The sequence below is a fragment of the Peribacillus sp. NPDC006672 genome, from assembly GCF_050274955.1.
GTDB lineage: Bacteria > Bacillota > Bacilli > Bacillales > DSM-1321 > Peribacillus.
In genome coordinates this window covers 1-26286 of the sequence record NZ_JBNNOR010000025.1, presented here as the reverse complement: position 1 = coordinate 26286, position 26286 = coordinate 1, and the positions used below count along the sequence as shown (strand labels likewise).

General features: G+C 42.0%; 23 protein-coding genes, 1 rRNA gene and 1 riboswitch. Of the genes, 1 reads left to right on the top strand and 23 read right to left on the bottom strand.

Annotation, left to right across the window (positions count from 1 at the left end; genetic code table 11):
• Position 1: 1 nt before the first annotated feature.
• From gatA to ACQKKK_RS24205, 9 genes are all read right to left on the bottom strand, one after another.
• Positions 2-1462 (bottom strand): Asp-tRNA(Asn)/Glu-tRNA(Gln) amidotransferase subunit GatA, encoded by a 1461-nt coding sequence (gene gatA / locus ACQKKK_RS24245; RefSeq protein ID WP_427619712.1) that lies wholly within the window; start codon positions 1460-1462, stop codon positions 2-4.
• 12 nt (positions 1463-1474) lie between these two features.
• A complete protein-coding gene (gene gatC, locus ACQKKK_RS24240; RefSeq protein ID WP_076372748.1) occupies positions 1475-1765 on the bottom strand; it encodes an Asp-tRNA(Asn)/Glu-tRNA(Gln) amidotransferase subunit GatC in 291 nt (96 codons plus the stop codon).
• A 390-nt stretch (positions 1766-2155) separates the two neighbouring features.
• Entirely contained in the window at positions 2156-3343 is a 1188-nt protein-coding gene (locus ACQKKK_RS24235; RefSeq protein ID WP_427619687.1) for a CamS family sex pheromone protein, read from the bottom strand.
• An 11-nt stretch (positions 3344-3354) separates the two neighbouring features.
• Positions 3355-5361, bottom strand: coding sequence for an NAD-dependent DNA ligase LigA (ligA, locus tag ACQKKK_RS24230; protein WP_427619686.1), 2007 nt, complete (start codon positions 5359-5361; stop codon positions 3355-3357).
• Between the two features lie 103 nt (positions 5362-5464).
• Positions 5465-7711, bottom strand: coding sequence for a DNA helicase PcrA (pcrA, locus tag ACQKKK_RS24225; protein ID WP_427619685.1), 2247 nt, complete (start codon positions 7709-7711; stop codon positions 5465-5467).
• 61 nt (positions 7712-7772) lie between these two features.
• On the bottom strand, positions 7773-8456 hold the full coding sequence (locus ACQKKK_RS24220) for a heptaprenylglyceryl phosphate synthase (RefSeq protein ID WP_427619684.1): 684 nt from the start codon (positions 8454-8456) through the stop codon (positions 7773-7775).
• A gap of 228 nt (positions 8457-8684) precedes the next feature.
• On the bottom strand, positions 8685-8999 hold the full coding sequence (locus tag ACQKKK_RS24215; RefSeq protein ID WP_057913894.1) for a YerC/YecD family TrpR-related protein: 315 nt from the start codon (positions 8997-8999) through the stop codon (positions 8685-8687).
• A 26-nt stretch (positions 9000-9025) separates the two neighbouring features.
• Positions 9026-10063 carry a DUF3048 domain-containing protein gene (locus ACQKKK_RS24210; RefSeq protein WP_427619683.1) on the bottom strand — a complete coding sequence of 346 codons (1038 nt, stop codon included), beginning with the start codon at positions 10061-10063 and terminating at the stop codon, positions 9026-9028.
• A gap of 44 nt (positions 10064-10107) precedes the next feature.
• A complete protein-coding gene (locus tag ACQKKK_RS24205) occupies positions 10108-11853 on the bottom strand; it encodes an adenine deaminase C-terminal domain-containing protein (protein ID WP_427619682.1) in 1746 nt (581 codons plus the stop codon).
• A 144-nt stretch (positions 11854-11997) separates the two neighbouring features.
• Here ACQKKK_RS24205 and ACQKKK_RS24200 point away from each other — a divergent pair, with 144 nt between their 5' ends.
• On the top strand, positions 11998-12267 hold the full coding sequence (locus tag ACQKKK_RS24200) for a YgaP-like transmembrane domain (protein WP_427619681.1): 270 nt from the start codon (positions 11998-12000) through the stop codon (positions 12265-12267).
• A gap of 49 nt (positions 12268-12316) precedes the next feature.
• On the opposite strand, the gene purD is transcribed toward ACQKKK_RS24200, so the two are convergent.
• The 14 genes from purD to rrf form a co-directional block, all read right to left on the bottom strand.
• Entirely contained in the window at positions 12317-13591 is a 1275-nt protein-coding gene (gene purD / locus ACQKKK_RS24195; RefSeq protein ID WP_427619680.1) for a phosphoribosylamine--glycine ligase, read from the bottom strand.
• Between the two features lie 20 nt (positions 13592-13611).
• On the bottom strand, positions 13612-15147 hold the full coding sequence (gene purH / locus ACQKKK_RS24190) for a bifunctional phosphoribosylaminoimidazolecarboxamide formyltransferase/IMP cyclohydrolase (protein WP_427619679.1): 1536 nt from the start codon (positions 15145-15147) through the stop codon (positions 13612-13614).
• Between the two features lie 18 nt (positions 15148-15165).
• Positions 15166-15741 carry a phosphoribosylglycinamide formyltransferase gene (gene purN / locus ACQKKK_RS24185; protein ID WP_427619678.1) on the bottom strand — a complete coding sequence of 192 codons (576 nt, stop codon included), beginning with the start codon at positions 15739-15741 and terminating at the stop codon, positions 15166-15168.
• Positions 15741-16766, bottom strand: coding sequence for a phosphoribosylformylglycinamidine cyclo-ligase (gene purM / locus ACQKKK_RS24180; protein WP_427619677.1), 1026 nt, complete (start codon positions 16764-16766; stop codon positions 15741-15743). Before purM ends, purN begins: the two co-directional genes overlap by 1 nt.
• A 42-nt stretch (positions 16767-16808) precedes the next feature.
• Positions 16809-18224 carry an amidophosphoribosyltransferase gene (gene purF, locus ACQKKK_RS24175; protein WP_427619676.1) on the bottom strand — a complete coding sequence of 472 codons (1416 nt, stop codon included), beginning with the start codon at positions 18222-18224 and terminating at the stop codon, positions 16809-16811.
• On the bottom strand, positions 18209-20431 hold the full coding sequence (gene purL / locus ACQKKK_RS24170; protein WP_427619675.1) for a phosphoribosylformylglycinamidine synthase subunit PurL: 2223 nt from the start codon (positions 20429-20431) through the stop codon (positions 18209-18211). Before purL ends, purF begins: the two co-directional genes overlap by 16 nt.
• On the bottom strand, positions 20415-21101 hold the full coding sequence (purQ, locus tag ACQKKK_RS24165; RefSeq protein WP_427619674.1) for a phosphoribosylformylglycinamidine synthase subunit PurQ: 687 nt from the start codon (positions 21099-21101) through the stop codon (positions 20415-20417). Before purQ ends, purL begins: the two co-directional genes overlap by 17 nt.
• Positions 21098-21352 carry a phosphoribosylformylglycinamidine synthase subunit PurS gene (purS, locus tag ACQKKK_RS24160; RefSeq protein WP_089362510.1) on the bottom strand — a complete coding sequence of 85 codons (255 nt, stop codon included), beginning with the start codon at positions 21350-21352 and terminating at the stop codon, positions 21098-21100. The genes purQ and purS overlap by 4 nt, the downstream gene beginning before the upstream one ends.
• Entirely contained in the window at positions 21345-22064 is a 720-nt protein-coding gene (purC, locus tag ACQKKK_RS24155; RefSeq protein ID WP_427619673.1) for a phosphoribosylaminoimidazolesuccinocarboxamide synthase, read from the bottom strand. The genes purS and purC overlap by 8 nt, the downstream gene beginning before the upstream one ends.
• A gap of 104 nt (positions 22065-22168) precedes the next feature.
• Positions 22169-23461, bottom strand: coding sequence for an adenylosuccinate lyase (gene purB, locus ACQKKK_RS24150; protein WP_427619672.1), 1293 nt, complete (start codon positions 23459-23461; stop codon positions 22169-22171).
• Positions 23458-24618 (bottom strand): 5-(carboxyamino)imidazole ribonucleotide synthase, encoded by a 1161-nt coding sequence (gene purK, locus ACQKKK_RS24145; protein ID WP_427619671.1) that lies wholly within the window; start codon positions 24616-24618, stop codon positions 23458-23460. Before purK ends, purB begins: the two co-directional genes overlap by 4 nt.
• Complete coding sequence (gene purE / locus ACQKKK_RS24140) at positions 24602-25090, bottom strand: 5-(carboxyamino)imidazole ribonucleotide mutase (protein ID WP_427619670.1); 489 nt, start codon at positions 25088-25090, stop codon at positions 24602-24604. The genes purK and purE overlap by 17 nt, the downstream gene beginning before the upstream one ends.
• Positions 25091-25268: 178 nt before the next feature.
• Positions 25269-25370: riboswitch (purine riboswitch) on the bottom strand.
• 74 nt (positions 25371-25444) lie between these two features.
• Positions 25445-25699 (bottom strand): NETI motif-containing protein, encoded by a 255-nt coding sequence (locus ACQKKK_RS24135; RefSeq protein ID WP_427619669.1) that lies wholly within the window; start codon positions 25697-25699, stop codon positions 25445-25447.
• A 496-nt stretch (positions 25700-26195) separates the two neighbouring features.
• Positions 26196-26286 (bottom strand): 5S ribosomal RNA (gene rrf / locus ACQKKK_RS24130); the annotation flags it as partial.

The following is a 26286-nucleotide window of genomic DNA, read 5'->3' as shown; positions in this document are numbered from 1 at the left end:
CTTACAGCTTAGGAAATTGTTTATGAAAATCTGTTGCTTGCTCAAATGCGTGAGCCGCGCGGTAAATCGTACTTTCATCAAAATGCTTTCCAATCATTTGCAGTCCAAGCGGAAGCCCATTCGCTGCGAATCCACATGGCACTGATATACCCGGTACACCAGCAAGATTGACTGGAATCGTTAGGATATCATTCGCATACATCGTTAATGGGTCGTCGACCTTTTCACCAATTTTAAATGCAGGCGTAGGTGTCGTCGGCCCAACGATGACATCATATTTTTCAAAGACATCTTCAAAGTCTTTTTTGATTAAAGTACGTACTTTTTGAGCCTTTTTATAATATGCATCATAATAACCGGAACTTAAGGAGAAAGTTCCAAGCATGATACGGCGTTTCACTTCGTCACCGAATCCTTCTGCACGAGTTTGCTTATACATTTCTATAAGAGTTTCTGCATTATCTGTACGATGGCCGTAACGCACTCCGTCAAAACGGGATAGGTTAGCTGAAGCTTCCGATGAAGAAAGCAAATAATATGCAGCTAAGGCATATTTGGAATGTGGCAAGGAAACCTCTTCCCATTCAGCACCAAGTCCTTCTAATACTTTTAATGCTTCAAGTACGGAATTACGTGCTTCTTCTCCAACGCCTTCACCAAGATATTCTTTAGGCACCGCTATTTTCAATCCTCTTACATCGCCTGTTAATGAATTCACAAAATTCGGTACGTCAATATTAGCAGAGGTTGAATCCATTGGATCTACACCTGAAATCGCTTCAAGCAAATAGGCATTATCTTCGACCGTTCTTGTAACCGGACCAATTTGGTCAAGAGAGGACGCAAAAGCTACAAGTCCGAATCGGGAAACCCGTCCATATGTAGGTTTTAAGCCGACAACTCCACAATATGCCGCTGGTTGGCGGATTGATCCACCCGTATCTGAACCTAAAGAGAATAGGACTTCACCGGAAGCGACAGAGGCAGCTGAACCACCTGAAGAACCGCCTGGTACATATTCCGTATTCCAGGGATTGCGTGTCGCCTGAAATGCGGAGTTCTCATTAGAAGAACCCATTGCAAATTCATCCATATTCAATTTCCCGATTGTAACCGTTTCTGCCTGCTGCAACTTTTGAACGGCGGTTGCATCATAAATCGGATCAAAGTTCTCCAAGATTTTACTCGCGCAAGTCGTCCGTAAATTTTTAGTGACAATATTATCTTTCACTCCGATTGGCATACCAAATAAAGCGCCTTCGTTCTCACCTTTTACCAATTGTTCATCCAATCGTCTTGCTTGCTTGCGGGCGTTTTCTTCATCAAGTGTCAAAAATGCCTTTACCTTGTCCTCTACCTGTCCGATTCGCTCATACGATTCGTTAACAAGATCAGTGACACTGATCTCTTTCTTATGTAAGCGTTCATGAAGCTCAGAAACCTTTTGTTCGAACAACGACATCATTGTCCCTCCTTATTCAATTATAGATGGTACACGGATATATCCTTCTTTGCTATCCGGTGCATTTTTAACTACTTCTTCTACTGGCAATCCTGGTTTTGCGACATCTTCGCGCATTACATTTTTCATATCCAAAACGTGAGAAGTCGGGTTTACTTGATCCGTATCAAGCTCATTCAACTGCTCAGCAAATGAAATCATTTGGTCAAGCTGATGTTGAAACTGTTGTGCTTCCTCTTCCGTAATTGCCAAACGAGCCAAATGGGCAACGTGTTTAACTTGTTCCATAGAAATACGTGACATTCTCTTCACCTCCGAAAAAATATCCAAATCGACTGAATTTCGTCGCTTTTCTCCATAAAATCATCGTTTAAATCATATCAAACTATTACACAGTAAAGCAACAAGAGATACAATGTCGAAATTCAATTATTTCACAAGGAAAAAGGGATATTTTCCGGGAAATATGGGAAAGTTGCCGGAATTTCCGGGGAAATGACAAGAAAACCTTTAAAATCCGACAAATGTTCTCCTTTTTTCAAGTATTCGCTTCCTTAAATGGAAGGGTTTACTTTCTATTATTCTGTTCCTTGCTAAAGGTTATTTAGAAATTCACCTCCCTGAATTAAATAAAAGAGTGGATTTCAGAAATTGCCGCAAAAAAAAGATGAAGCCGTTAAGCTTCATCTTTTTTCATTCATATATATGAACGGTTGGTTCGTCCTGATTTGCTTCACGGACAATGAGCGCTTCAGGTCCATTTACGGAGGTAATGGATACTTGTACGGCGATATATTTAGGGAAACGTTCCATTACAAGCCCAGCAACATATTGGGTAAAACCAATCGCTTCCGAGTTCCCATAAAATTGAATAGGGATATCGATGTTCAGACTTTGTAATTGATCATCCATATAGAACGCCCTGCCGATGACTCCGTTAAAGTTAGGGAAATATTCTTCGACATCTTCTTTAAAGTTCGTGAAAGAATTGACGTCATCACGATGTTTTTTTTCAGCACTAGCAGAAGGAAATAGGAAATACTCTTCATTCAAGTTCGTCCATTTCCCAATATTGTCAGAGTTCTTATCGATATTGGTATAGGAAATGAAATTCCCAGGGACTACTGAAGACTTTTCATTTTGCTCGAATAAGGCAATCGTAATCGGGACATTTTTCAGCTTGTCCATTTTACGCAACCTTTTTAAGACTTCTGCAGCAATTTTCTCCCCTTCTTGCTTTAGCTTTTTACTATCAATTTTCTGTTCATAGGTGGCACCGAATGCCTCTTTTTGATAGTAATGCACTGAATTCAACGCGAGACCTATTACAACCCCGCCAAGGCTTACTGAATTATCTTTTGTTTTGACTAAGTAATTATGTTCTAGAATATGAGCAAGATAGATTGGATTTTCTTCATTTCGCTTATCAATGTCACCTTTACCTGGATCAACCGGATTCAAACCAAGGTTCTTTGAGGCAGCCTTATCCTTATCCTTTTCCTTTTCCTTTTCTTTCAACTGGCTATTGGTATATTTTCTGTTCAGCCAGGAAGATATCGTGGAACTATCAAGCATTTGTCCCTCTTGAAATAGGTAATCTTCCGGGTCGAATTGGGTTTGGGCCAGCCTCATCAATCCATTTTCGAATTCTTCAATATCATATCGGGTATTTAAATTAGATACGACCAAACCACGTGCTTTTGATGGTTCAAACGGTAGGATCGTTTGATAATATTCATCCGAAATTTTATACTTCGGAATAATTGCCGTCTCTTTTTTGTCTTTGGAGTCTTGAACTACCTCTTGCTTATCCTCAAAACTAGGCGCACATCCAGCAAGAAGCAGTATAAGAATCATCCCCCAAATAGAGTGTTTCCTCATAGCTACACCTCTTATTTTTTTAGTTCCTCAATCAGTCTCTCTTCATCCCATACCATGACTCCTAGGCTTTCCGCTTTTTCCAGTTTGGAACCGGCATCTTCGCCAGCTACGACCAAATCGGTTTTCTTGCTGACACTTCCAGCAACGTTAGCTCCTAGCGCCTCTAATTTTTCTTTTGCTTCATTACGTGTTAGCTGATGTAATTTACCCGTTAAAACGACTGTTTTACCGGCAAAAACGGAATCGATATCTTCAATAGGAACAGCTCTTGGCCCTTTAAAGGTAAGATTCACACCCGCTGCTTCCAACTCGTTCAATAGCGCATGGACCTCTTCCAATTCAAAATAAGCTACGATGGAATCGGCCATCTTATCCCCTATTTCATTAATGGATGTTAGTTCTTCACGACTCGCCTTGCTTAAGGCTTCCATCGTCACGAACTCCCGCGCAAGTGTCTTCGCCGCTTTCGAACCAACATGGCGAATGCCTAACCCGAATAGTAATTTTTCCAACGAATTGGTTTTCGAAGCTTCGATTGCTTGAAGGAGTTTATTGACGGATTTATCCCCCATCCGTTCCAATGCAATCAGTTGATCATATGTAAGCTTATAAATATCAGCCACATCTTGTATAAGTTCTTCTTTAAACAACAAGCTAATCACTTTTTCACCAAGACTGTCTATGTTCATTGCTGTCCGGGATACAAAGTGAATCAAGCCTTCCCGTATTTGTGCAGGACACTTCGGGTTGATGCATCGTAAAGCAACCTCCCCATCCAGCCGAACAAGTTCACTGCAGCATTCCGGGCACTCAGTCGGCATCTGAAACTCGACCTCTTCCCCTGTACGGCGTTCCGCCAGTACATTGACCACCTCTGGAATGATATCACCCGCTTTTTTCACGACCACTTGATCTCCGATTCTGATGTCCTTTTCACGGATTAAGTCTTCGTTATGAAGTGATGCTCGCTGCACAGTCGTACCCGCTACCCGAACGGGATCCAACACAGCTGTTGGGGTTAATACACCCGTACGTCCAACATTCAGCTCGATATCCCGTAGGGTTGTAATGACTTCTTCAGCTGGGAATTTATAAGCGATGGCCCAACGCGGACTTTTTGCAGTAAAACCTAATTCATCCTGCTGTTCAAGGGAATCCACCTTTACGACAATTCCATCAATATCATAGGCTAAGTTTGGACGTTGTTCTGTCCATTCTACTATATAGGCTAGTACTTCCTCTATATTCAAGCATGTTTTTCTTTTCTGATTCGTCTTAAACCCCAATCGATCCAACAAATCCAGACCTTCACTGTGGGAACGGACCCCTGTTTCTCCTAAATCGGCAATCGCATAAAGGAAAATATCCAAGTTCCGTTTCGCAGCAAGTTTTGGGTCAAGCTGCCTTAACGAGCCAGCAGCTGCATTCCGCGGGTTTGCAAATGGTTCCTCACCACGTTCTTCCTTTGCCTTATTTAAAGATTCAAATGATTTTTTTGGCATGAATGCCTCACCGCGCACTTCTATGGCAACCGGCTCACGCACCTTCAATGGAATCGACTTGATTGTTTTCAGGTTTGCTGTAATATCTTCACCGATCGTTCCATCTCCACGTGTTGCCCCTCTTACGAAATATCCATTCTCATATTGAAGAGTGACGGCAAGTCCATCAATTTTCAATTCACATACATAGGAAAAATCGTCACCTACAGATTGTCTGACCTTTCTGTCGAAATCCCGTAAGTCACTTTCATTGAATGCATTGCCTAAACTAAGCATCGGTGTGGTATGCTCCACTTTTTCAAACATATCCAAAATGGCGCCACCGACCCGTTGTGTCGGAGAATCAGGCGTTTGCAGCTCCGGGAATTTCTCCTCATACTCAATAAGCTCACGGAGTATCCGATCATATTCAGCATCAGGTACCGATGGCTGGTCCATCACATAATATTCGTAGCTATATTGGTTCAATAACGTTTGCAGTTCTAGAACTTTCTTCTCTGCAGCTTGTAAGTCCATACGTTCAATCCTTTCTAAAGAAGACTCCACCGCACTTCTTATAGAAGAGCGGTGTCTAAAGTCAGATATCCCTATTCTTTACCAGTAGATGCATATTAATAGGTTAAGCTTTTTCAACTGGTGCAAATTTCGCCAGTAGGCGCTTGATACCGATTGGACTTGGGAATGCAATATCCAGTTCCTTCCCTTCGCCTTCCCCTTTTACGCTCACCACGGTTCCTATACCCCATTTTTTATGGGATGCACGGTCACCGACAGCCCAGCCAATCTCTTCACCACCGGTTGCGGATGGTGCAGAAACGGCTCTTCCAAAGGCAGGAACTTTTCTTGTGGAAGCTGTTGAAGGAGATCCAGTTCTCGAAGAACTAAAAGGTGTTTGCCTAGCTCTAGGAGCCGGTTTCGGTTTAAGATCTTCAAGGAGTTCCTCTGGTATTTCACTGATGAAACGTGAAACTGGATTCATACTTGTCCGTCCATACAATGTCCGCATTTGGGCATTGCTTATGAATAGCTCATTTTCAGCCCTTGTAATTCCCACATAGGCCAGACGGCGTTCTTCTTCCATCTCCTCTTCATCCATGAGCGAGCGGCTGTGAGGGAAAACTCCTTCTTCAAGGCCCAATAAAAAGACCACCGGATATTCAAGTCCCTTTGCTGAATGCAGAGTCATCAACGTTACCGTATTTGTAGCTTCTTCGGAATTCTCATCAAGTTGGTCTATATCGGCAACCAACGCCAGGTCAGTCAAAAAGCCCACCAATGATTTGTCCTCGCTGTTATCTTCGAATGCTTTCGTAACAGATAAAAACTCATCTATATTTTCAAGCCGGCTTTGTGATTCAATCGTTTTTTCTGCCTGCAGCATCTCACGATAACCGGTTTTCTTAATGACTTCCTCTACCAGTTCCGTTACGGATAAGTACTCCTGTTGATTTGTATAGTTAGTGATCAGCGTATGGAATTCCCTAGCTGCTTTGGTAGCCTTCCCGCTTATTCCTACCATTTCCACAGATTCAAGTGCTTTATAAATGGAAACATCATACTGATCTGCATAATCTGCCACTTTGTCCATTGAAGTTGCACCAATTCCGCGTTTTGGTACATTGATTACACGGCGGAGACTGATGTCATCGTCAGGATTTGCAATAAGGCGAAGATAGGCAAGCAAGTCCTTAATCTCTTTACGGTCATAGAACTTAGTGCCCCCGACTATTGCATAGTTTATATTGGATTTAAGCAGAACTTCCTCCATGACACGTGATTGTGCATTTGTTCTGTAAAGGATTGCTATATCGGAATACTTCCTACTGCCGCCCTGAACTAACTCATTTATCTTTCCGGCTACAAATTGCGCTTCCCCTTGTTCATTGTCTGCACGGTAATAGAATAACTTATTACCATCTGCATTCTCGGTCCAAAGATTTTTCGGCTTCCGGTTTTGATTGTTATCGATGACCTTATTCGCCGCTGCAAGAATCTTTTTCGTCGAGCGGTAATTCTGTTCAAGGAAAATCATGTTGGCATTCGGGTAATCCTTTTCAAATGAAAGGATATTCGCAATATCCGCACCGCGCCAGCGATAAATCGATTGATCAGAATCCCCGACAACGCAGAGATTACGGAAGCGTGAAGCAAGTAGTTTAACAAGCATATATTGAGCCCTGTTCGTATCTTGGTACTCATCAACATGAATGTATTGAAATTTGCGCTGATAGTATTCAAGGACTTCCGGTACCAGTTGGAACAATTGAATCGTCATCATGATCAAATCATCGAAATCGAGCGCTGAATTTTTCCTCAACCGTTTTTGGTATTCCGTATATACATCGGCAGTTACCTTAGTAAAGTAATCGGACGCCGTCTTTAGGTACTCTTCCGGCCCGACCAATTCATTTTTCGCTGAACTGATGCTACCCAAAATCGCACGGTAATCATATTTCTTTGTATCCATATTTCGATCTTTCATGATTTGCTTAATGACCGATTGTTGATCCGTCGTATCCAGTATCGAAAAGTTCCTATTAAAACCGATACGATCGATATCTCTTCGTAAAATGCGGACACACATCGAGTGGAAAGTTGAAATCCAGATATCTTCAGACGCACCGCCAAGTATGGCACGGATCCTCTCCTTCATTTCACGTGCAGCTTTGTTAGTGAACGTGATTGCAAGGATATTCCAAGGTGCTATTTCCTTCTCGACCATCAAGTAAGCTATTCGGTGAGTCAGCACACGCGTCTTTCCACTTCCTGCCCCAGCCATGATTAAAAGTGGGCCATCAGTTGACTTTACTGCTTTTTGTTGCTGTTCATTCAAACCTATTAGTAATTTTTCCGCTAAATATTGCATTATCACACCACCTATACGAACATTCGTTTCTGTTTTAGTATACTATATTTATTTCATGTTTTCATTTAACTGCCGTAACTGTTGCAAGTGCCGCTTTCAAATCTTCATAAATGACATTGCCAACAACGATGACATCCGCAAACTTAGACATCTCTTTGGCCTGTTCAACTGATTTTATCCCACCGCCATAGAATAGTACGGTATTCTCCAAGCTCTCTTTGGCTGCTTCCACCATCTGGACATTGCCATAGTCACCGCTGTATTCCAGATAAAAAATCGGCAGGTTGAACATCTTTTCTGCCATCATCGCGTAGGCTCCCACATCATCCATATCCAGTTGAGTATTGGCTTTCGTCAATTGTGCAGCCTTACACTCGGCATTCAGGATACAGTACCCTTCAACGAAAATTTCATCCCAATTCAAAAGGTATCCGTATTCTTTGACTGCTTGCTGATGCAGTTTCATCATCCAATCCGGGTTGGTGCTATTCAGGACACTTGGAATGAAATATAAATCAAACCCTGGCGTCACCGTTTCAACAGAAGAAATCTCCATTACACATGGGACGGTATATCGTCTGACCCGTGCCATTAAATGAAGCACATTCTCAAGCGTGACTCCATCCGTTCCCCCGACCATGATTGCATCCGTACCGGATTCACAGACTTTTTCAAGGGCCTCATCACTTATTTCTTTATTTGGATCGAGTTTGAAAACATGTTTCCACTCGCGAAAATCGTACATAATAATCCTCCATTCACACTTCCCATTACACCATTATAGCATTAAGATTTTTCATTAAAAAAGAGAAGTATCGATAAAATGTTTACCAAATGGAAACCTCTGAATCTAAAAACCAATATAACACGGATACGGCCGAAAGACAGCTGACAAAAGTAAGGCAAAACTCAAAATAAAAAGCCGGGAAATGAATTCCTCGGCTTTTTCTGAACCATATAAAAAATCGAATGATTAAGATTCAGTTGTTTCCTCAACGTTTTCTTTAATACGGTTAAGAGCCATTGTATAAGCGTCATTTCCATAATTCAAGCAGCGTTTGACCCTGGAAATCGTAGCAGTGCTTGCACCTGTTTCCGTTTCGATTTTATGATAGGTTTTACCTTCTTCAAGCATCCGGGCTACTTCGAGACGCTGTGCTAATGATGAAATTTCATTAACTGTACATAAATCATCAAAAAATCGATAACATTCGTCCAAATCACGCAAGGAAAGGATCGACTTAAACAGCTGATCCGTTTCTTTTCCTCTTAACTTATCAATTTGCATGTTACTCCCCCTCAATTTCATGGGTATCAAAATGAGACGTCTCCTACTAAACCAGGTTCATTCGGAATAATATTGATCCAAGTTTTCCCTGGAATCAACCCTACTTCGTTATCGTTTTTCACTGGTATAATCCGACCATCCTTATTAACCCATTCTACTTCATTCGCTTTTCCTTTTTGAAGTAAATAACCTTTTCCACCACTTTTCAAGTCAATTTTACGGCGACCTTTATCGTCGATCACTTGATGAGTGGCCTCAATGATCAATATATTATCCAGTAAAATAGGTTTATTCGATTTATGTTCGACTGTTTGCTCACCATTCGAATAACGTTTATATTTCTCTTCCGTGGCTTCGTATTCATACTTTACATCATACTCGTCTGATCCGTAGGATATCTCGGTTTTCAATGCCGGTTTCCCTTGAAGGCCAGCCGCCTCTTCTTTTGAAAGGAAAGTATAAGGTTCCGGTGCACCATTCATCTCATATCCTTTTTCCTTCGCGCCTTTTTGGATATCCTCAAAAGAGATGTAGGAATTGTGCGGTGCTTTTCTATCTGCAGAACGATGAAACAAAGTACCATCATAATATAATCCGTTCAAGTTATCAATATACCCTTTGTCCAGCATGGTTTTTGCCTCGGGGCTATTCCCATGACACACATAGATGCAATCCAGGCCTTTTGCCAATTCGATATAATAGTCCCTTGCACTCCGAATCGGACCGATTTGGCTTGGCGTTTCACTTTGGAAGATAGCTAAAAATCTGGTTATGTCACCTTCTGCGAGCATTTCGTAGACCATATCGGCTTCTGAGAGGCCCGATTGCGGGCGTGCTTTCGGATGATTATTAATCATCACTGCTACAGCCCTTTGCTCACTGCCTTCATGGGTGGCTATACCTGTAAGTGGAAACTCATTGGAAGGTTCATTTTTCACATCTCTATTTTTGATGACAGCCGGATCTTTTGGCTTACTGTCATCCGATGCAGGTTCCTCTTTCGCCGAACAGCCTGCCAGCAGTAAAATAGCAATAACAATGAAAAGAACTCTCTTTAAATTCATCTTTCCACTCCTCTGAATTTATTAGCCATTTCTTCTCTTATATTTTAACGCATTATAGTAGGAAAGAGTATAGTTTTATTCATAACATCATATACTCCTCGCTGGGTTAGCCTTATATATGGCAGATGGGTTGTCGAAAAGAATGAAAGGGTGTAAACAGGATCATCGAAGCGATATCCCCTCTCATGCAGCAAATGTTTCAATTCATTTTCTTCTTTTATCAATTCAGGAACCTCTTTGGTGGACATGACTCCCATTAGTTTAAGAGGAAGTTCATGGATCACCTTTCCTTGTTCCGTTAAAATGATTCCACCGCCAATTTCCTTCAGCCGGTTAAATGCCAAATGCATATCCTTTTTCCTTTTACCGATTAGTATGATATCACCGGTATTGGTATAAGAGCCAGCAAAGCCACACAATTTATCCGCAAACCCTTTTAATATTGTATTGATGCGCCATTTCCCTTCCCGATCAATAAGCATGAAAAAGCATTCATCATCCTCGAAGTTCAGCTCCTCATATCCTACATCATTGGAAAGAGAGTACGGTTTCGTAATTACATTATTGACCAATTCAATCCCAAACGGCATGGAAAATTCAAAATCTTCCTTTAAACTAAGATCCCAATCAAGATCAAGTGGTTTAAAATCAAAATTACTCCATTCGATTTCCTGTAAATCAGGAATGATTTCACCATCCCTTTTCACCCATTTCCCTTTTGCCATTACCGAAACCGGTGCGGGTTCCTTTACATCGGTCAGGAAGTTAATGTTCGCTACCCTTCCAGTGGCAATATTGCCATGAAGGTATTCAATATTATAATATCGTGCAATGTTGATAGTTGCCATATTGTAAGCATCGATGACCGGAACGCCATGCTCTATCGCTATTTTGATCAAACAGTCTATGAGACCACCCTCATAAAATGACGGCGGCGACCCATCTGTCGTATAAAAGAATTTGTCATAATGATCGATGCCCAGTTCATGGATTTCCTTTATCATCTTTGGAAGATCAGGCCGGATCGAAGAATGTCTTAGCGATACATAATATCCCTGCAGCAAGCGTGACATGACTTCATCGCCTGTCATTGCCTCATGATCACAATCGGCGCCGAACAGGGTCATTTTTGCTAAAGTCTTCTCTGAAGCACCTGGAAAGTGTCCTTCTATTTTCTTCCTCATTCGCTTGGCTTCCTGAATCCAGTGCAGCATCATGTCATCCCCATCGAGAAGCTTCGGCCATCCTGTTAGCTCCCCGCCCTGTAATACGGCATCATGCTCCAGCCAGGATTTAACTGCCCCATGGGAAAATACCGTATCTTCATCGATCAATTCCGTCTGTCCGTCAAAACGGCTCCACCAATACATTGTTACAGGAATCTTACGCAATTCTTTCAAAAGAGAAAACGCTTTCTTTTTATCCAACTGCAAAAGAAATGGCAAGTTATCATTGATCAATGTCGTTGTCCCAAAATGAGATGCATAACGTGAAAAAGAAAGGGGATTATATAATTGAGAAGGATGTGAATGCGGCTCAATATAACCCGGGACTAAATACTGGTTTGTGCAGTCAACCATTTCACAGCGGTCTATATTATCCGGAAGCTTATCGCCGACATATATGATGCGATCATCATATATCCATATATTCGCTTTCACCCATTTTCGTAAAGCCTGATTTAAATAAGTCGTATTTTTAAGCAGAATGTGTGGTGCCCTTTTGCCATCCAGCACATCTATATGTTCTCTTAGATGTTTATTTTTCCATCTATAGCGCTGTTCAAGCATAAACATTCCCCCATAATTTTATAGAAACAGATGTATGAAAAACCATTTTCAATCCAATTTTATTTCATAGTAACATACTTGCCTCATTAGAACAGTATTGTTATCCAGAATATTGTTAAATTTTTGTGAAAGGATGGACAAAATATGAAGTTTAAACAAAATATCAGTATAATAAATGCCTTAATGCGAATTACGTGTGGGTTTACCTTTCTAACATGGGCAATGGCTAAAATGGTAAAGAAACCCTGGAAAAACCAATCTTATATTATCGTGGTCATGCTTTCTGCAATGAAAATAGGCGAAGGCATTCTCCGCTATTGTCCTGTCGTCGATGCGATGGAAAACGGACAAAACTTTATGAAAAACGAATCAAAACAACAGGAAAACGAATCGAATCAACCTGATTCATATTAATTTTTTTCTAAAGAAGAAGCTGACTCCGCTTAGAGTCAGCTTCTTTATATTATGATGAAAAGTTGTATTTTATTGCACGGTAGCCAATATCCGTTCGCCAGAATAAGCCGCCTTTTTCAATATGCCCCAACTCTTTATATACTTCAGCCTTGGCTAAGGCCAAATCCTTCCCTTTTGCAGCAACCAGAAGTACACGTCCGCCATTCGAGATGAAATTCCCCTCATCACTTTTAGCCGTTCCAGCATGATAAACATGGGCATTCGGATCAATCTTTTCCAAGCCTTTAATGATTGAACCCTTCTTATAATCCCCTGGATATCCCTCAGCTGCCACGACCACTCCAAGAACAGCTTCTTCATGCCATTCAAGTTGTAAATCATCCCCAGAAAGAACCGCTTCAAGCGTATCTACGAAATCGGTTTTTAGGCGTGGTAAAACAACTTGCGTTTCCGGGTCGCCAAAACGTGCATTGAACTCAATGACTTTTATGCCTTTTTCGGTAGCGATCAACCCGGCATATAATATACCTGTAAAACGCCGATTTTCCGAAGTCATCGCATTAACTGTGGGCTGAAGAATTGTTTCGACTGCAGTCTGAATCATTTCATCGGAAATTTGCGGCACTGGTGAGTATGCACCCATTCCACCTGTGTTTGGACCCTGGTCTCCATCAAAAACCCGCTTGTGATCTTGAGCAATGACCATCGGATACACTTTTTCCCCATTCACGAATGCCATCAATGAGAATTCCTCGCCATCAAGAAATTCCTCAATAACGACTTTGGCAGAAGCTTCGCCGAACTTTGCTCCGACTAGCATATCATGGATGGCGTCTAACGCCTCTTCCATCGTCATTGCAACAACGACACCTTTTCCTGCAGCCAAGCCATCCGCTTTTATAACAATGGGGGCACCCATTTTTTCGATATATGCCTTAGCTGAACCATAATCAGAAAATGTTTCATATTCCGCTGTCGGAATGCTGTAGTTCTTCATTAAATCTTTAGCAAAGGATTTACTTCCCTCAATGACTGCAGCACGGCCATTAGGGCCAAATACCTTTAAGCCTGCATCCGTAAAGTCGTCAGCAAGTCCATTCAACAATGGCGTTTCGGGCCCAATCACCGTTAATGAAATTGCATTCTTCTTGGCGAAGGCAACTAATTCCCCATGATTGTTTTCTTCAATTGGAACAAGAGTCGCTACATCTGTCATACCTGGATTTCCAGGTGCTGCAAAAACGGTCCCAACCCGTTTACTTTCAAATAATTTGCGGGCTATGGCATGCTCCCTGCCGCCCCGGCCAATTACTAGTACATTCATTATCGCACCTCTATTTTTGATTAATGTTTAAAGTGACGAATTCCTGTAAATACCATTGCAATCCCATATTCATCAGCTTTCTTGATTGAATCTTGATCTTTTACAGATCCACCAGGCTGAATAATTGCCGTGACGCCCGCTTTTGCTGCCGCTTCTACAGTATCATCCATTGGGAAGAAAGCATCTGATGCCAATGCACTTCCTGTCGCTCTTTCCCCAGCTTGTTCCAGAGCGATTTTTGCAGCGCCCACACGGTTCATTTGACCTGCGCCAACACCTAAGGTCATTTGACCGTTACTAACCACTATTGCATTCGACTTTACATGCTTTACGATTTTCCAGCCAAGTTCCATGGCTTTCCACTCTTCAGGGGTAGGCTCACGTTTCGTTGCCACTTTTACCTCTGCATCCTTTAAGCTATGTGCATCCCGATCTTGAATAAGTAATCCGCCTTCAATGGAAGTCAATTTACGCTCAGGTTTTTTAGCCGCATCAAATTCGATCGTTAATAAACGAAGGTTTTTCTTGCTTGTTAATACTTCCACTGCTTCATCTGTAAACCCAGGAGCAATGATGATTTCAAGGAAAATTTCATGAAGCCTTTCCGCAGTCGCTTTATCAACTTCACGGTTCAAGGCAATGATTCCACCGAAAATGGAAGTGGCATCTGCCTCATAAGCTTTTTCATACGCTTCTAAAATGGTCGCTCCTACACCGACGCCGCAAGGATTCATATGTTTGACAGCAACAGCAGCCGGCTCATTGAATTCCTTAACGATTTGAAGTGCTGCATCAGCGTCATTAATGTTGTTGTATGAAAGTTCTTTTCCATGTAATTGCTTAGCTTCAGCAATTGAGAAAACGGAACCAAGCGGTTTTTTATAGAATGATGCTTTTTGATGTGGATTTTCCCCATAACGAAGGGACTGTTTCAATTCATAAGTAACAGTCAATGATTCAGGATTCTCTTCATCGGTAAGCTCAGTCATATACTCCGAAATAACAGCATCATATGCTGCTGTATGGCGGAAGACTTTTGCAGCCAGACGGCGATTCGTGGTTTTTGATACTCCGTCGTTTTGTTTCAACTCAGCCAATACGGTAGGATAATCATTGGAATCAACGATAACAGTCACATATTCGTGGTTTTTAGCAGAAGAACGAAGCATTGTCGGTCCACCGATATCGATGTTTTCAATAGCATCTTCCACAGTGACTTCCGGTTTGGAAATAGTCACTTGGAACGGATATAGGTTTACACAGACAAGTTGAATGGGTTCAATATTATGCTCTGCAAGCTGTGCTGCGTGATCCTTGTCATCATGTTTTGCCAACACTGCTCCATGGACATTCGGGTGAAGTGTTTTTACACGTCCATCCAAGATTTCCGGGAAACCGGTGACGTCACTGATTCCAATTACATTAACGCCATTATCCTGCAGCGTTTTTTTGGTACCGCCTGTAGAAATAATTTCAAAACCTGCCTCAATTAAACCTTGAGCAAATTCTACGATACCTGTTTTATCCGATACACTAATTAATGCACGTTTCTTCATGTTATGTTGGTCCCTCCATTAAGTAAGTTTCTTGTGGCATAGCTCCTGTAAAACTGACGGATACATGTCATGCTCCATTTCCTGAATCCTTTTTTGAAGAATGTCTTTCGTATCCCCCTCAAGAATTGGCACTGCTTTTTGGGCAATGATCGGTCCTGTATCCATTCCATCATCAACATAATGAACCGTTACCCCCGTTTCCTTCACTCCAGCGTCAAAAGCCTGGCCAATTGCATCCTTGCCTGGAAAACTAGGCAAGAGTGATGGGTGGATGTTCACAATTCTCTGTGTATACTTTTGTAATAATGTCGGACCAATCAAACGCATATAACCAGCCAGAATGATAAACTCTATCTCATATTGGCGAAGTTTCTCCAGGATTACCGATTCATACTCAGTCTTGTTCGAGTAATTCTTCGCTGAAAAGGAGAAAGAATCAATATTCTCAAGCTTAGCTCTCTTAAGCACATATGCGTCTTCACGATCGCAAACGACAAGACAGATTTCCGCCGCCAACTTTCCATGTTTTATTGCTTCAGTAATTGATTGGAAATTACTACCGTTACCTGATGCAAAGACAGCAAGGCGCTTCATTATTTGAACGACACTCCATTTCCATCCACAACCGTTCCAATAACTGATGCTTCTTCACCGCAAGACCGTAGGTGGGCTAGCACATCTGATGCCACTTCTTTTTTCACGACAGCCGTCATTCCAATACCCATATTGAAAATATTGAACATTTCCTCTTTTACAAGGTTCCCTTTTTCTTCAAGAAATGAGAATATAGTTGGAATTTCCCAGCTTCCAAGCTCGATTTCCACACCTAATCCTTCAGGTAAAATACGGGGAATATTTTCGATGAAACCGCCACCCGTAATATGGGCAAGGCCATTAACATCAAATTTTTCTATTGTCGATAAAATCGATTTTACATAGATTTTTGTCGGTTTTAGTAATTCCTCACCCAACTTGCAACCCAATTCCGGTACGAATTCATGAAGCCCCATACCTGAGTCTTCAAGAAGGATTTTACGAACAAGAGAATATCCATTACTGTGGATGCCGCTTGAAGCAAGTCCAATAACGACATCACCCGCCGAGATTGCCTCACCTGTAATTAGACGTGTTTTCTCAACTGCACCTACAGTAAAGCCTGCAACATCGTATTCTTCCGTTTCGTACATGCCCGGCATTTCCGCCGTTTCTCCTCCGATTAGAGCACACCCTGCCTGCTCACAGCCATCTGCAATCCCTTTGACAATCATTTCAATTCGTTCTGGATCTGCTTTACCGCAGGCAATATAATCTAAAAAGTATAAAGGTGCAGCACCTTGAACGACAACATCATTGACGCACATAGCTACACAATCCACTCCAATTGTATCGTGTTTATCCATCATGAACGCCAACAAAAGTTTCGTACCCACTCCATCCGTACCTGAAATGAGCACAGGTTCTTTAAGGTTCAGGGAAGATAAATCAAACATGCCTCCAAAACCGCCAAGACCATTCATTACTTCTGGACGAAATGTGCGCTTTACATGTTTTTTCATTCGATTTACCGCTTCATAACCAGCCTCAATATCCACACCAGCCTGTTTATATGCATTAGCCATTTGAAATCCTCCTCCGAAAATCAATCTTCATTGCCGACTTGATTAACATTTTGTTTTTTCTCGTTCATACTCAAAAATTTCAGTCGGATAATTTCCGGTGAAACAAGCTAGGCATGAACCGCGCGTTTCTCCAGGAAACGGTCGGCCAATTGCTTCAACCATACCTTCGACGCTTAAAAAAGTTAATGAATCAGCACCAATGATTTCCCTTATTTCCTCCACCGATTTAGAGCTCGCAATCAGTTCTTCCTTTTTAGACGTGTCTATTCCATAAAAACAAGGATTCTTAATCGGTGGCGAGCTGATTACAACATGCACTTCTTTGGCTCCTGCATCTTTTAACATGCGGACAATCCTTCTGCTCGTGGTCCCACGGACGATTGAATCATCAACCATTATGACCCGCTTACCTTCTACGACCCCTCTTACAGGTGAAAGTTTCATCTTCACGCCTTGTTCACGCAGACTCTGTGATGGCTGAATGAAAGTCCGTCCAACATAACGATTTTTTATTAAGCCCATTTCATAGGGAATGCCGGCCGCTTCAGCATAGCCTATTGCTGCAGAAATACTGGAATCGGGTACACCTGTAACTACATCCGCTTCTATTTTAGCTTCCAGTGCCATTTGCTTGCCAAGGTTTTTTCGTGCCGTATGAACATTGATCCCATCAATGTTGCTATCCGGACGAGAAAAATACACGTATTCCATCGTGCACATTGCCTGTTGACTGGAAAGCGAAAAGTACTCGGAAGTGATTCCCTCATCATTAATGATAACGAGTTCACCCGGTTCAATATCGCGGATGAATTCTGCACCTACAATATCAAGGGCACATGTTTCGGATGCAGCAAAATATGCATCGCCTATTTTCCCTAAGGAAAGTGGACGGAAGCCATGTGGATCTCTTGCCATGATCATTTGGTTTTCCGTCATGATGACAAAGGCATAAGCTCCCTTCAGCATGCTTAAACTATTCTTCACGGAATCCCTGACATCTGAGTAGCCGGACCGTTTAATCAAATGGGCCAGAACTTCCGTATCCGATGTCGTTTGAAAAATGCTTCCCTGTCCTTCAAGCTGTGCTTTTAACTGATGGGCATTGACGATGTTTCCATTATGAGCAAGTGCCAGCCCTCCTGTATGTGAATTGAACAGGAAAGGCTGTACATTTTGATACCCGCCGCCACCTGCCGTTGTATAACGGACATGGCCGATCGCAGCTTTTCCTGTACCAGAAAGTGCCTGCATTTTCTCAGCAGTGAATATCTCTGTGACAAGACCTTCACCCTTAGTGATGGACATCTGGTCACCGTCCGTCACGACGATGCCAGCTCCCTCTTGACCACGATGTTGTAAGCTATGCAAACCATAGTAAGCAAGCTGTGCTGCATCGGGATGTCCCCAGACTCCAACAACGCCACACTCTTCGTTTAGGCTTCTTATTTCAGCAAGCATGGTATAGCTCCCTTCCAAGCTGTTTGTAAAACTTCAACGTCCGCTTCCAATACTTTGCTATCACTGTCTGCCATCACGACTAATTTATTATCCTCTGTTACTGATCCTATGCATATTGCATCTTCAACAAGTGCTTCAAATGCCGTTTGGTTTTCAGGATTGATGGATAGTAAGAATCGTGATTGCGTTTCACTGAATAATTCTGATACCGGTTCGCCGGATATATTCACTTTTGCACCAAGTTTGCTAGTTCCGAATAAAGATTCAGCTAAAGCCACTGCCAAGCCGCCTTCCGAAAGATCATGGGCTGATGCGACAAGTCCTTTTTGGATTGCAGTGAGGATTTGCTGCTGACGCTTTTGTTCAACGCTCAAATCAAGTTCTGGTGCGCGTCCAAAGATTTTACCCTCAAGCATTTTTTGTAATTCACTGCCTCCAAATTCCACTTTTGCTTCGCCGACCACATAAATCAAATCGGATTCATTTTTAAACGATTGTGTAGTGATATGTTGAAGATCACTGACAAGACCAACCATCCCAACTACAGGTGTCGGATAAATCGCTTCACCATTCGTTTCATTGTAAAGCGAGACATTTCCACCAATTACAGGGGTACTTAAGCTTCTGCAAGCTTCACTCATCCCATCTGCCGCTTTTTCCAATTGCCAAAATATTTCAGGTTTTTCTGGATTTCCAAAATTCAGGCAATCCGTAATTGCTAAAGGTTCCGCACCCGAGCAAATAATGTTACGTGCTGCTTCAGCGACTGCGATTTTACCTCCCGTTTCTGGATCTAAATATATATAGCGGGAGTTACAATCCGTCGTCATGGCAAGGGCCTTATTTGTGCCCCGAACTCGTACTACCGCCGCATCCGATCCAGGTGAGACGACTGTATTCGTGCGGACCATGTAATCATATTGGTCATAAACCCATTCCTTACTCGAAATCGTCGGTTGCTTCAATAGTGATATCAGTGTTTCTTTATAATCTTCTATGACTGGCACTTCAGCCTTCATGCTTTGGAAATCACGGAAATATTGCGGTTCTGCAGATGGCTTATGATAAATCGGAGCTTCTTCAGCCAATGCATCAACTGGAACCTCTGCAACAATTTCACCTTGATGCGATAATGTTAGGTTTTTGTCATCCGTCACTTCACCGACGGAAACAGCCTCTAGGTCATATTTCGTAAACAAGTCAACGATTTCTTGTTCACGTCCTTTAGTGACTACAATCAGCATCCGCTCTTGTGATTCAGAAAGCATCATTTCATAAGCAGTCATTCCCGTTTCACGCTGCGGTATCAAATCAAGGTTCATTTTAATGCCTGAGCCCGCTTTACTTGCCATCTCGGCAGATGAACTAGTAAGTCCTGCCGCGCCCATATCCTGAATCCCAACAAGTGCATCATTTTGAATTAATTCTAGACATGCTTCTAAAAGCAGTTTCTCCATGAATGGATCTCCCACTTGGACGGCAGGTCGTTTTTCTTCTGATGACTCTGACAGCTCCTCGGATGCAAATGTTGCTCCATGGATACCATCGCGTCCTGTTTTGGCACCCACATACATGACTGTGTTTCCCACTCCATGCGCCTGGCCTTTTTTTATGTCCTTATGGTCGATCAAGCCGACACACATGGCATTGACCAGGGGGTTCCCTTCATAAGAAGGATCGAATTGAATTTCGCCTCCGACAGTCGGTATTCCGATACAATTGCCATACCCAGCAATCCCGGCAACCACTTCTTTAAATAAATATTTCACGCGATCATTGTCTAGCTCACCGAAGCGAAGCGAATTCAGCATCGCAATCGGACGCGCACCCATGGAGAAGACATCACGGATAATTCCGCCGACACCAGTAGCTGCACCTTGATAAGGTTCGATAGCAGATGGGTGGTTATGACTTTCTATTTTAAAAACGACAGCCTGGTCGTCACCGATATCAACGATACCAGCTCCTTCACCAGGTCCTTGAAGGACTTTCTCCCCAGTAATCGGGAATTTTCTTAAGATGGGTTTTGAATTTTTGTAGGAACAATGCTCTGACCACATAACGGAAAACAATCCAGTTTCCGTATAATTCGGCAGTCTGCCTAAGATTTTCTCCACCATGGCAAATTCTTTATCGGATAGTCCCATACTTGCGTACAATCGCTCCGATTTAATTTTTTCCGGACTTGGTTCAAGCTGTAATAACATGTGATTCCCTCCAGTTTTTCACGATGGATTGAAAAATCTTTAAGCCGTCTTTACTGCCAAGCAGTGAATCAACAGCACGTTCGGGATGAGGCATCATTCCGAGGACATTTCCTTGTTCATTTGTAATTCCCGCTATTTGTTCCAAGCTTCCGTTTGGATTTTCACCGTCATAAGTAAATAAAATGCGCTTATTTCGTTTTAATTCAGCCAATGTTTCATTATCACAGTAGTAATTCCCTTCACCATGGGCAACTGGGATCGTAATCGTTTCATTTAATTCATAGCCTGTCGTGAACATCGATTGGTTATTTTCAACCTTTAATCCTACATTGCGGCAAATGAACTTCAAGCCTTCATTACGACGCATCGCTCCAGGTAAAAGCCCTGCTTCAAGTAAAATCTGAAAACCATTGCAGACACCCAAAACAGGCTTTCCTGCTTGAGCCGCTTTTACGACTTCGCCCATTACATTCGAAAATCTAGCAATTGCTCCAGAGCGTAAATAGTCTCCATAAGAGAAACCTCCAGGAAGAAGAATTCCATCATACTGATCTAGATTGTCTGTGGAATGCCAAACATACTCCACTTCTTCCCCTAGTGCATCCTTTATCGCATGGTACATATCGACATCACAATTGGAACCAGGGAAAACTATGACAGCAAATTTCATTGGTTGATAACCTCCTCAACATCATAACGGTAAGCTTCAATTACCGTGTTGGCCAATAGTTTTTCACACATTTCCTTCACAAGTTGATCTAAATCACGATCCGTATCCTCAATTGTAAGTTCAATGTATTTCCCCACTCGAACATCACTTACCTCGTTATAAGTTAAACTATGAAGTGATTGTTGAACTGCTGCTCCCTGTGGATCTAGTACACTTTCGCGTAGTGTGATATATACCTTAACCTTATACATGTTGAGTGCCCTCCAACTTTGCTAGAATTTTTTCGTAAGCATCTGTTAAACTACCTAAATTACGGCGGAATACATCTTTGTCTAACTTTTCGTTCGTTGTAATATCCCATAACCGGCATGTATCAGGTGAAATTTCATCTGCCAGCAGAATGTCTCCATTCGGGGTTTTACCAAACTCTAATTTAAAATCAATCAATTTAATGTCCAACTCCTTAAAGAAGGAAGTTAAGACGTTACTGATTTCTTGTGCCTTTACTTTTAAAATCGCTACATCTTCCTTGCTTGCAAGTTCCAATTCTTCAATATGGTCTTCCGTTAACAGAGGATCTCCGAGATCATCATCTTTATAGTAAAACTCAATCAGCGTTTTCTTAAGTGGCTGGCCTTCCTCAATGCCAGTTCTTTTAGAAAAACTGCCAGCAGCCGTATTTCTAACGACTACTTCAAGGGGAATGATAGATACCCTCTTGACTAGCTGCTCCCGGTCGGAAAGCTTTTCAATAAAATGGGACGGAATATTTTCTTGGGCTAGCTTTGAAAATAGTAAGCTAGTAATTTGATTATTCAATCTACCTTTTCCGGCGATTTCTGACTTCTTCTCACCATTAAACGCTGTTGCCGAATCCTTGTATTCCACCCATACTATTTCACTGTTGTCTGTTGCAAAAATCTGTTTCGCTTTTCCTTCATACAACAATTCTCGTTTTTCCATCTGTCCAGACCCCCCACATTGTGAATATTATGAATTTTCTTTCCATTAATCAGGCTTGGCAAACATATCATCGTTTAGAGATGCTATGTTTGCCGCCTTCATTTTTACAAACCTAAACGATCAAAGATTACATCAACATTTTTCAAGTGATGTGTAGGATCGAAACAATCATCAAGTTCTTCTTTCGTAAGCAAGCTTGTGATTTTATCATCCTTTTCGATCAGGCTTCTGAATGGAACCTGAAGCTCCCATGCTTCCATCGCTTTCGGCTGAACCGTATCATAAGCTTCTTCACGGACAAGTCCTTTATCGATAAGGGAAAGCAGCACACGTTGTGAGAAAATCAATCCAAGGGTACGGTCCATATTGCGTTTCATATTTTCTGGATAAACGGTCAAGTTCTTCACTATATTGCTGAAACGGTTCAGCATATAGTTTAAAGCGATCGTTGCATCCGGCAAGATGATGCGCTCAGCAGAAGAATGCGAAATGTCACGTTCATGCCATAATGGCACATTCTCATATGCTGTCATCATGTAACCGCGGATTACCCGAGCCATTCCCGTCATATTTTCAGAACCGATTGGATTCCGTTTATGAGGCATTGCCGAAGATCCCTTTTGTCCTTTTGCAAAGAATTCTTCCACTTCACGCGTTTCACTTTTTTGCAATCCGCGAATTTCCACTGCGAACTTTTCAATTGATGTCGCAATTAAAGCCAATGTGCTCATATAATGTGCGTGGCGATCGCGCTGTAATGTTTGTGTTGAAATTGGCGCTGCTTCAAGGCCAAGCTTTTCACAAACGAATTTTTCAACGAACGGGTCGATGTTTGCGTATGTTCCGACAGCTCCTGACATTTTACCAACCTCTATGTTCTTTCTGGCTTCTTCAAAACGTTCGACATTGCGTTTCATTTCTTGATACCAAAGTGCCAGTTTCAAACCGAAAGTAGTCGGTTCCGCATGAACTCCATGTGTACGTCCCATTTGAACCGTATATTTATGTTCTTTCGCTTTATTTTTCAGGATTTCTACGAAGTTATTTAAATCCTTTGAAAGGATATCATTCGCTTGCTTAATCACATATGAAAGAGCTGTATCGACCACATCAGTAGAGGTCAATCCGTAATGAACCCATTTCCGTTCTTCACCCAACGTTTCAGAAACCGCACGTGTAAAAGCAACTACATCGTGGCGTGTATCTTTTTCGATTTCATTGATACGTTCCACATCGAACGTAGCATTTTCACGAAGAAGCTTCACATCTTCCTTTGGAATGACACCAAGTTCAGACCATGCTTCACAAGCTAAGATTTCTACTTCCAACCACGCATTAAAGCGGTTTTTTTCTGTCCAAATGTTACCCATCTCTGGGCGGGTATAACGTTCAATCATTTTACTTCCTCCGTTTCAACCTGTTGATTCCATATTTTGCTTCGATCACTTTCCAAAAGAGCATCCTCAATCGTTGGACGTAAAATATTCACATGCCCCATTTTCCGCTTAAACTTGGCCTCCATCTTGCCGTATAGATGAATCTTCCAATCAGAAATTGTCGGAATTTCATCCATTAAGGGTCCGATATGTTCACCAAGGATGTTTATCATTACGACCGGCTTCATTAACGCCGTATTACCGAGCGGCCAATTGCAAACAGCCCTTATATGCTGTTCAAACTGTGAAGTCTCACACGCTTCCATTGTATAATGGCCTGAGTTATGAGGTCTTGGCGCTAATTCATTAATGATGATCTCATCCTGATCGGATAAAAACATCTCGACCGCCAATGTCCCTACCAAATCAAGTTTCTCTGCAAGCTGCAAGGCTTCATTAATAGCCTTCCGTTCAGCTTGTTGACTAATACGTGCGGGAACAATGCTTTTATGAAGAATGTTTTCAATATGAATATTTTCCGCTATCGGAAAATGACTTGCCTCGCCATTTGCCTTACGCGTCACGATAATCGAGATTTCTTTTACGAAAGGTATCCAGGCTTCCAGCACACATACACCTGTTTTGAGCAGGGATTCTGCCTTTTTGATATCGGCTTCTTCCTTAATGACCAACTGCCCTTTTCCATCATAACCGCCCCGCGTCGTTTTTAACACACTAGGGTACCCTAATTTTTCAATATGAAGGTAAATTTCTGAAATATCCTGTATTTCCCGATAGGGAGCAACCGAAGCTCCTGCATCAGAAATGGCCTTTTTTTCAGTAAGTCTATCCTGGGTCATCTTTAATAACTCTGAGCCCTGTGGAAGAAATGCATGTTGCTTTAACCAATCCAGTGCTTCTGAACTGATATTTTCAAACTCATATGTTATGACGTCACTAACCTCAGCCAACCTTTTCAATGCTTCAATATCATCATAAGCACCAATGATTTCAATATCCGCCACTTGCGCACATGGACCTCCTGCAGTCGGCTCAAGGACCGCTATCCTAAAGCCCGATGCCTTAGCCGACAAGGCCATCATCCTGCCCAATTGCCCACCGCCAATAATTCCAATGGTCTGTCCCGGTAAAATGATTGTATTATTTAAGTTGTTCACTGCTCTGTAACACCTTTTCTCTGGTTTCGTCTCTTAAAGCTTCTAACCTATCAGCAATGTTGGAATCGAAAGCTGCTAATATTTGAGCCGCCAACAACCCAGCATTGACTGCGCCCGCTTTTCCGATTGCAACCGTTGCAACCGGTACGCCACCAGGCATTTGAACAATCGATAATAACGAATCCATCCCATTTAATGCCTTAGTTTGTATCGGCACGCCAATCACAGGGACAATCGTTTTGGCTGCCGTCATACCTGGAAGATGCGCCGCCCCGCCAGCCCCGGCGATAATCACCTTAATATCTCTATCTTTTGCACTCTCTGCATATTCAAATAGTAAATCCGGCGTCCTGTGGGCGGAAACGACTCTTTTTTCATAGGGAATCTCAAGCTGTTCCAATGATTCACAAGCGTATTTCATCGTTTCCCAATCCGAGACACTTCCCATAATAACCCCAACTTGTGGTTTCATATCATCTTTCCCTCCAAAACTCATATTATGGCGTCCCGAGTATGCAGATGGACGCTTATCATTATCTATAAAATGTAAATTAAAAAAACCGGGCAGTTTGCTTCCTCATCGAGAAAGCAAACTGCCCGGAATAGAAAGGCCTTTTGAAAAAATCAAAAAGACTTGGCTAGTTTCCGAATTAGTCAGATGCTTTTCTCATAGTCCGATGATTTACGGTCATCAGGTAGAAACTTTTGGGCCATATCCCCATGATTATATGAGATGTATTAATGTAACTTCATCTTACCTTCCGGCCATTTTAATGTCAAGTTAAAATCGAATATTTTTACATGATATTAATGAATCGTTCGTGTTTTACTCGTATAATTTTGCTTCAAATACGATTTTTCGATCAACTGGCACATATTGGACTTTGCCATTCTCGATTCTCTCGGCAAAGATGGGTTCTTCCGTCCGCTTTACAGGAAAGTAGCCTGCCGCTTTAATTCGATCTAAACACGCATCGATTGTCTCACCCTCGACAACTACAAACTTTTCCTTACTCTTTTTACTCACAATACCGATCCCTTCCATAATTCCATTTTGTTTGCCTTCTTCCTGAACATCCAACTTGCATTATTACCTTAACAAATTCCTCCTAGTATAATGAAAAGAACAAGTAAAGACAAGGAATCCATTTTAATTAAATTCATTACAGTATTACAGGGATTCCATAATGCCTTTAATTAATGTCTTCTCCGAATCTCCTTGCATAATTTGTCCAGTCTAACTAAAAAAAGACCCTATCGTCATAATTTATACATCCATTCAATATCCTAACCTCCTTCCCTTGCAAATACTATAGCCCGACTCAAGTAGTCCCCCCCTTGCTCCATTATCGGTACAGTATTCGTATCCTCTTGGAATTTGGAGGAATTGAAGAGAGGCAGGATTAATTGGCTTTTAGTCGAATTATTCCCCTCTAGGTCGAATTAATTTAGATACAGGCCGAATTATTCCTCTTAAGGCGAATTCGATTTGAAAGATGGGGATATCAAAAAACGATTTCTTTTCAAATCATCGAGACGCAAAAAAAAGATCAGCCTGATGGCTGATCTTTTTAATGGCTTGGCGGCGTCCTACTCTCACAGGGGGAAACCCCCAACTACCATCGGCGCTGAAGAGCTTAACTGCCGTGTTCGGAATGGGAACGGGTG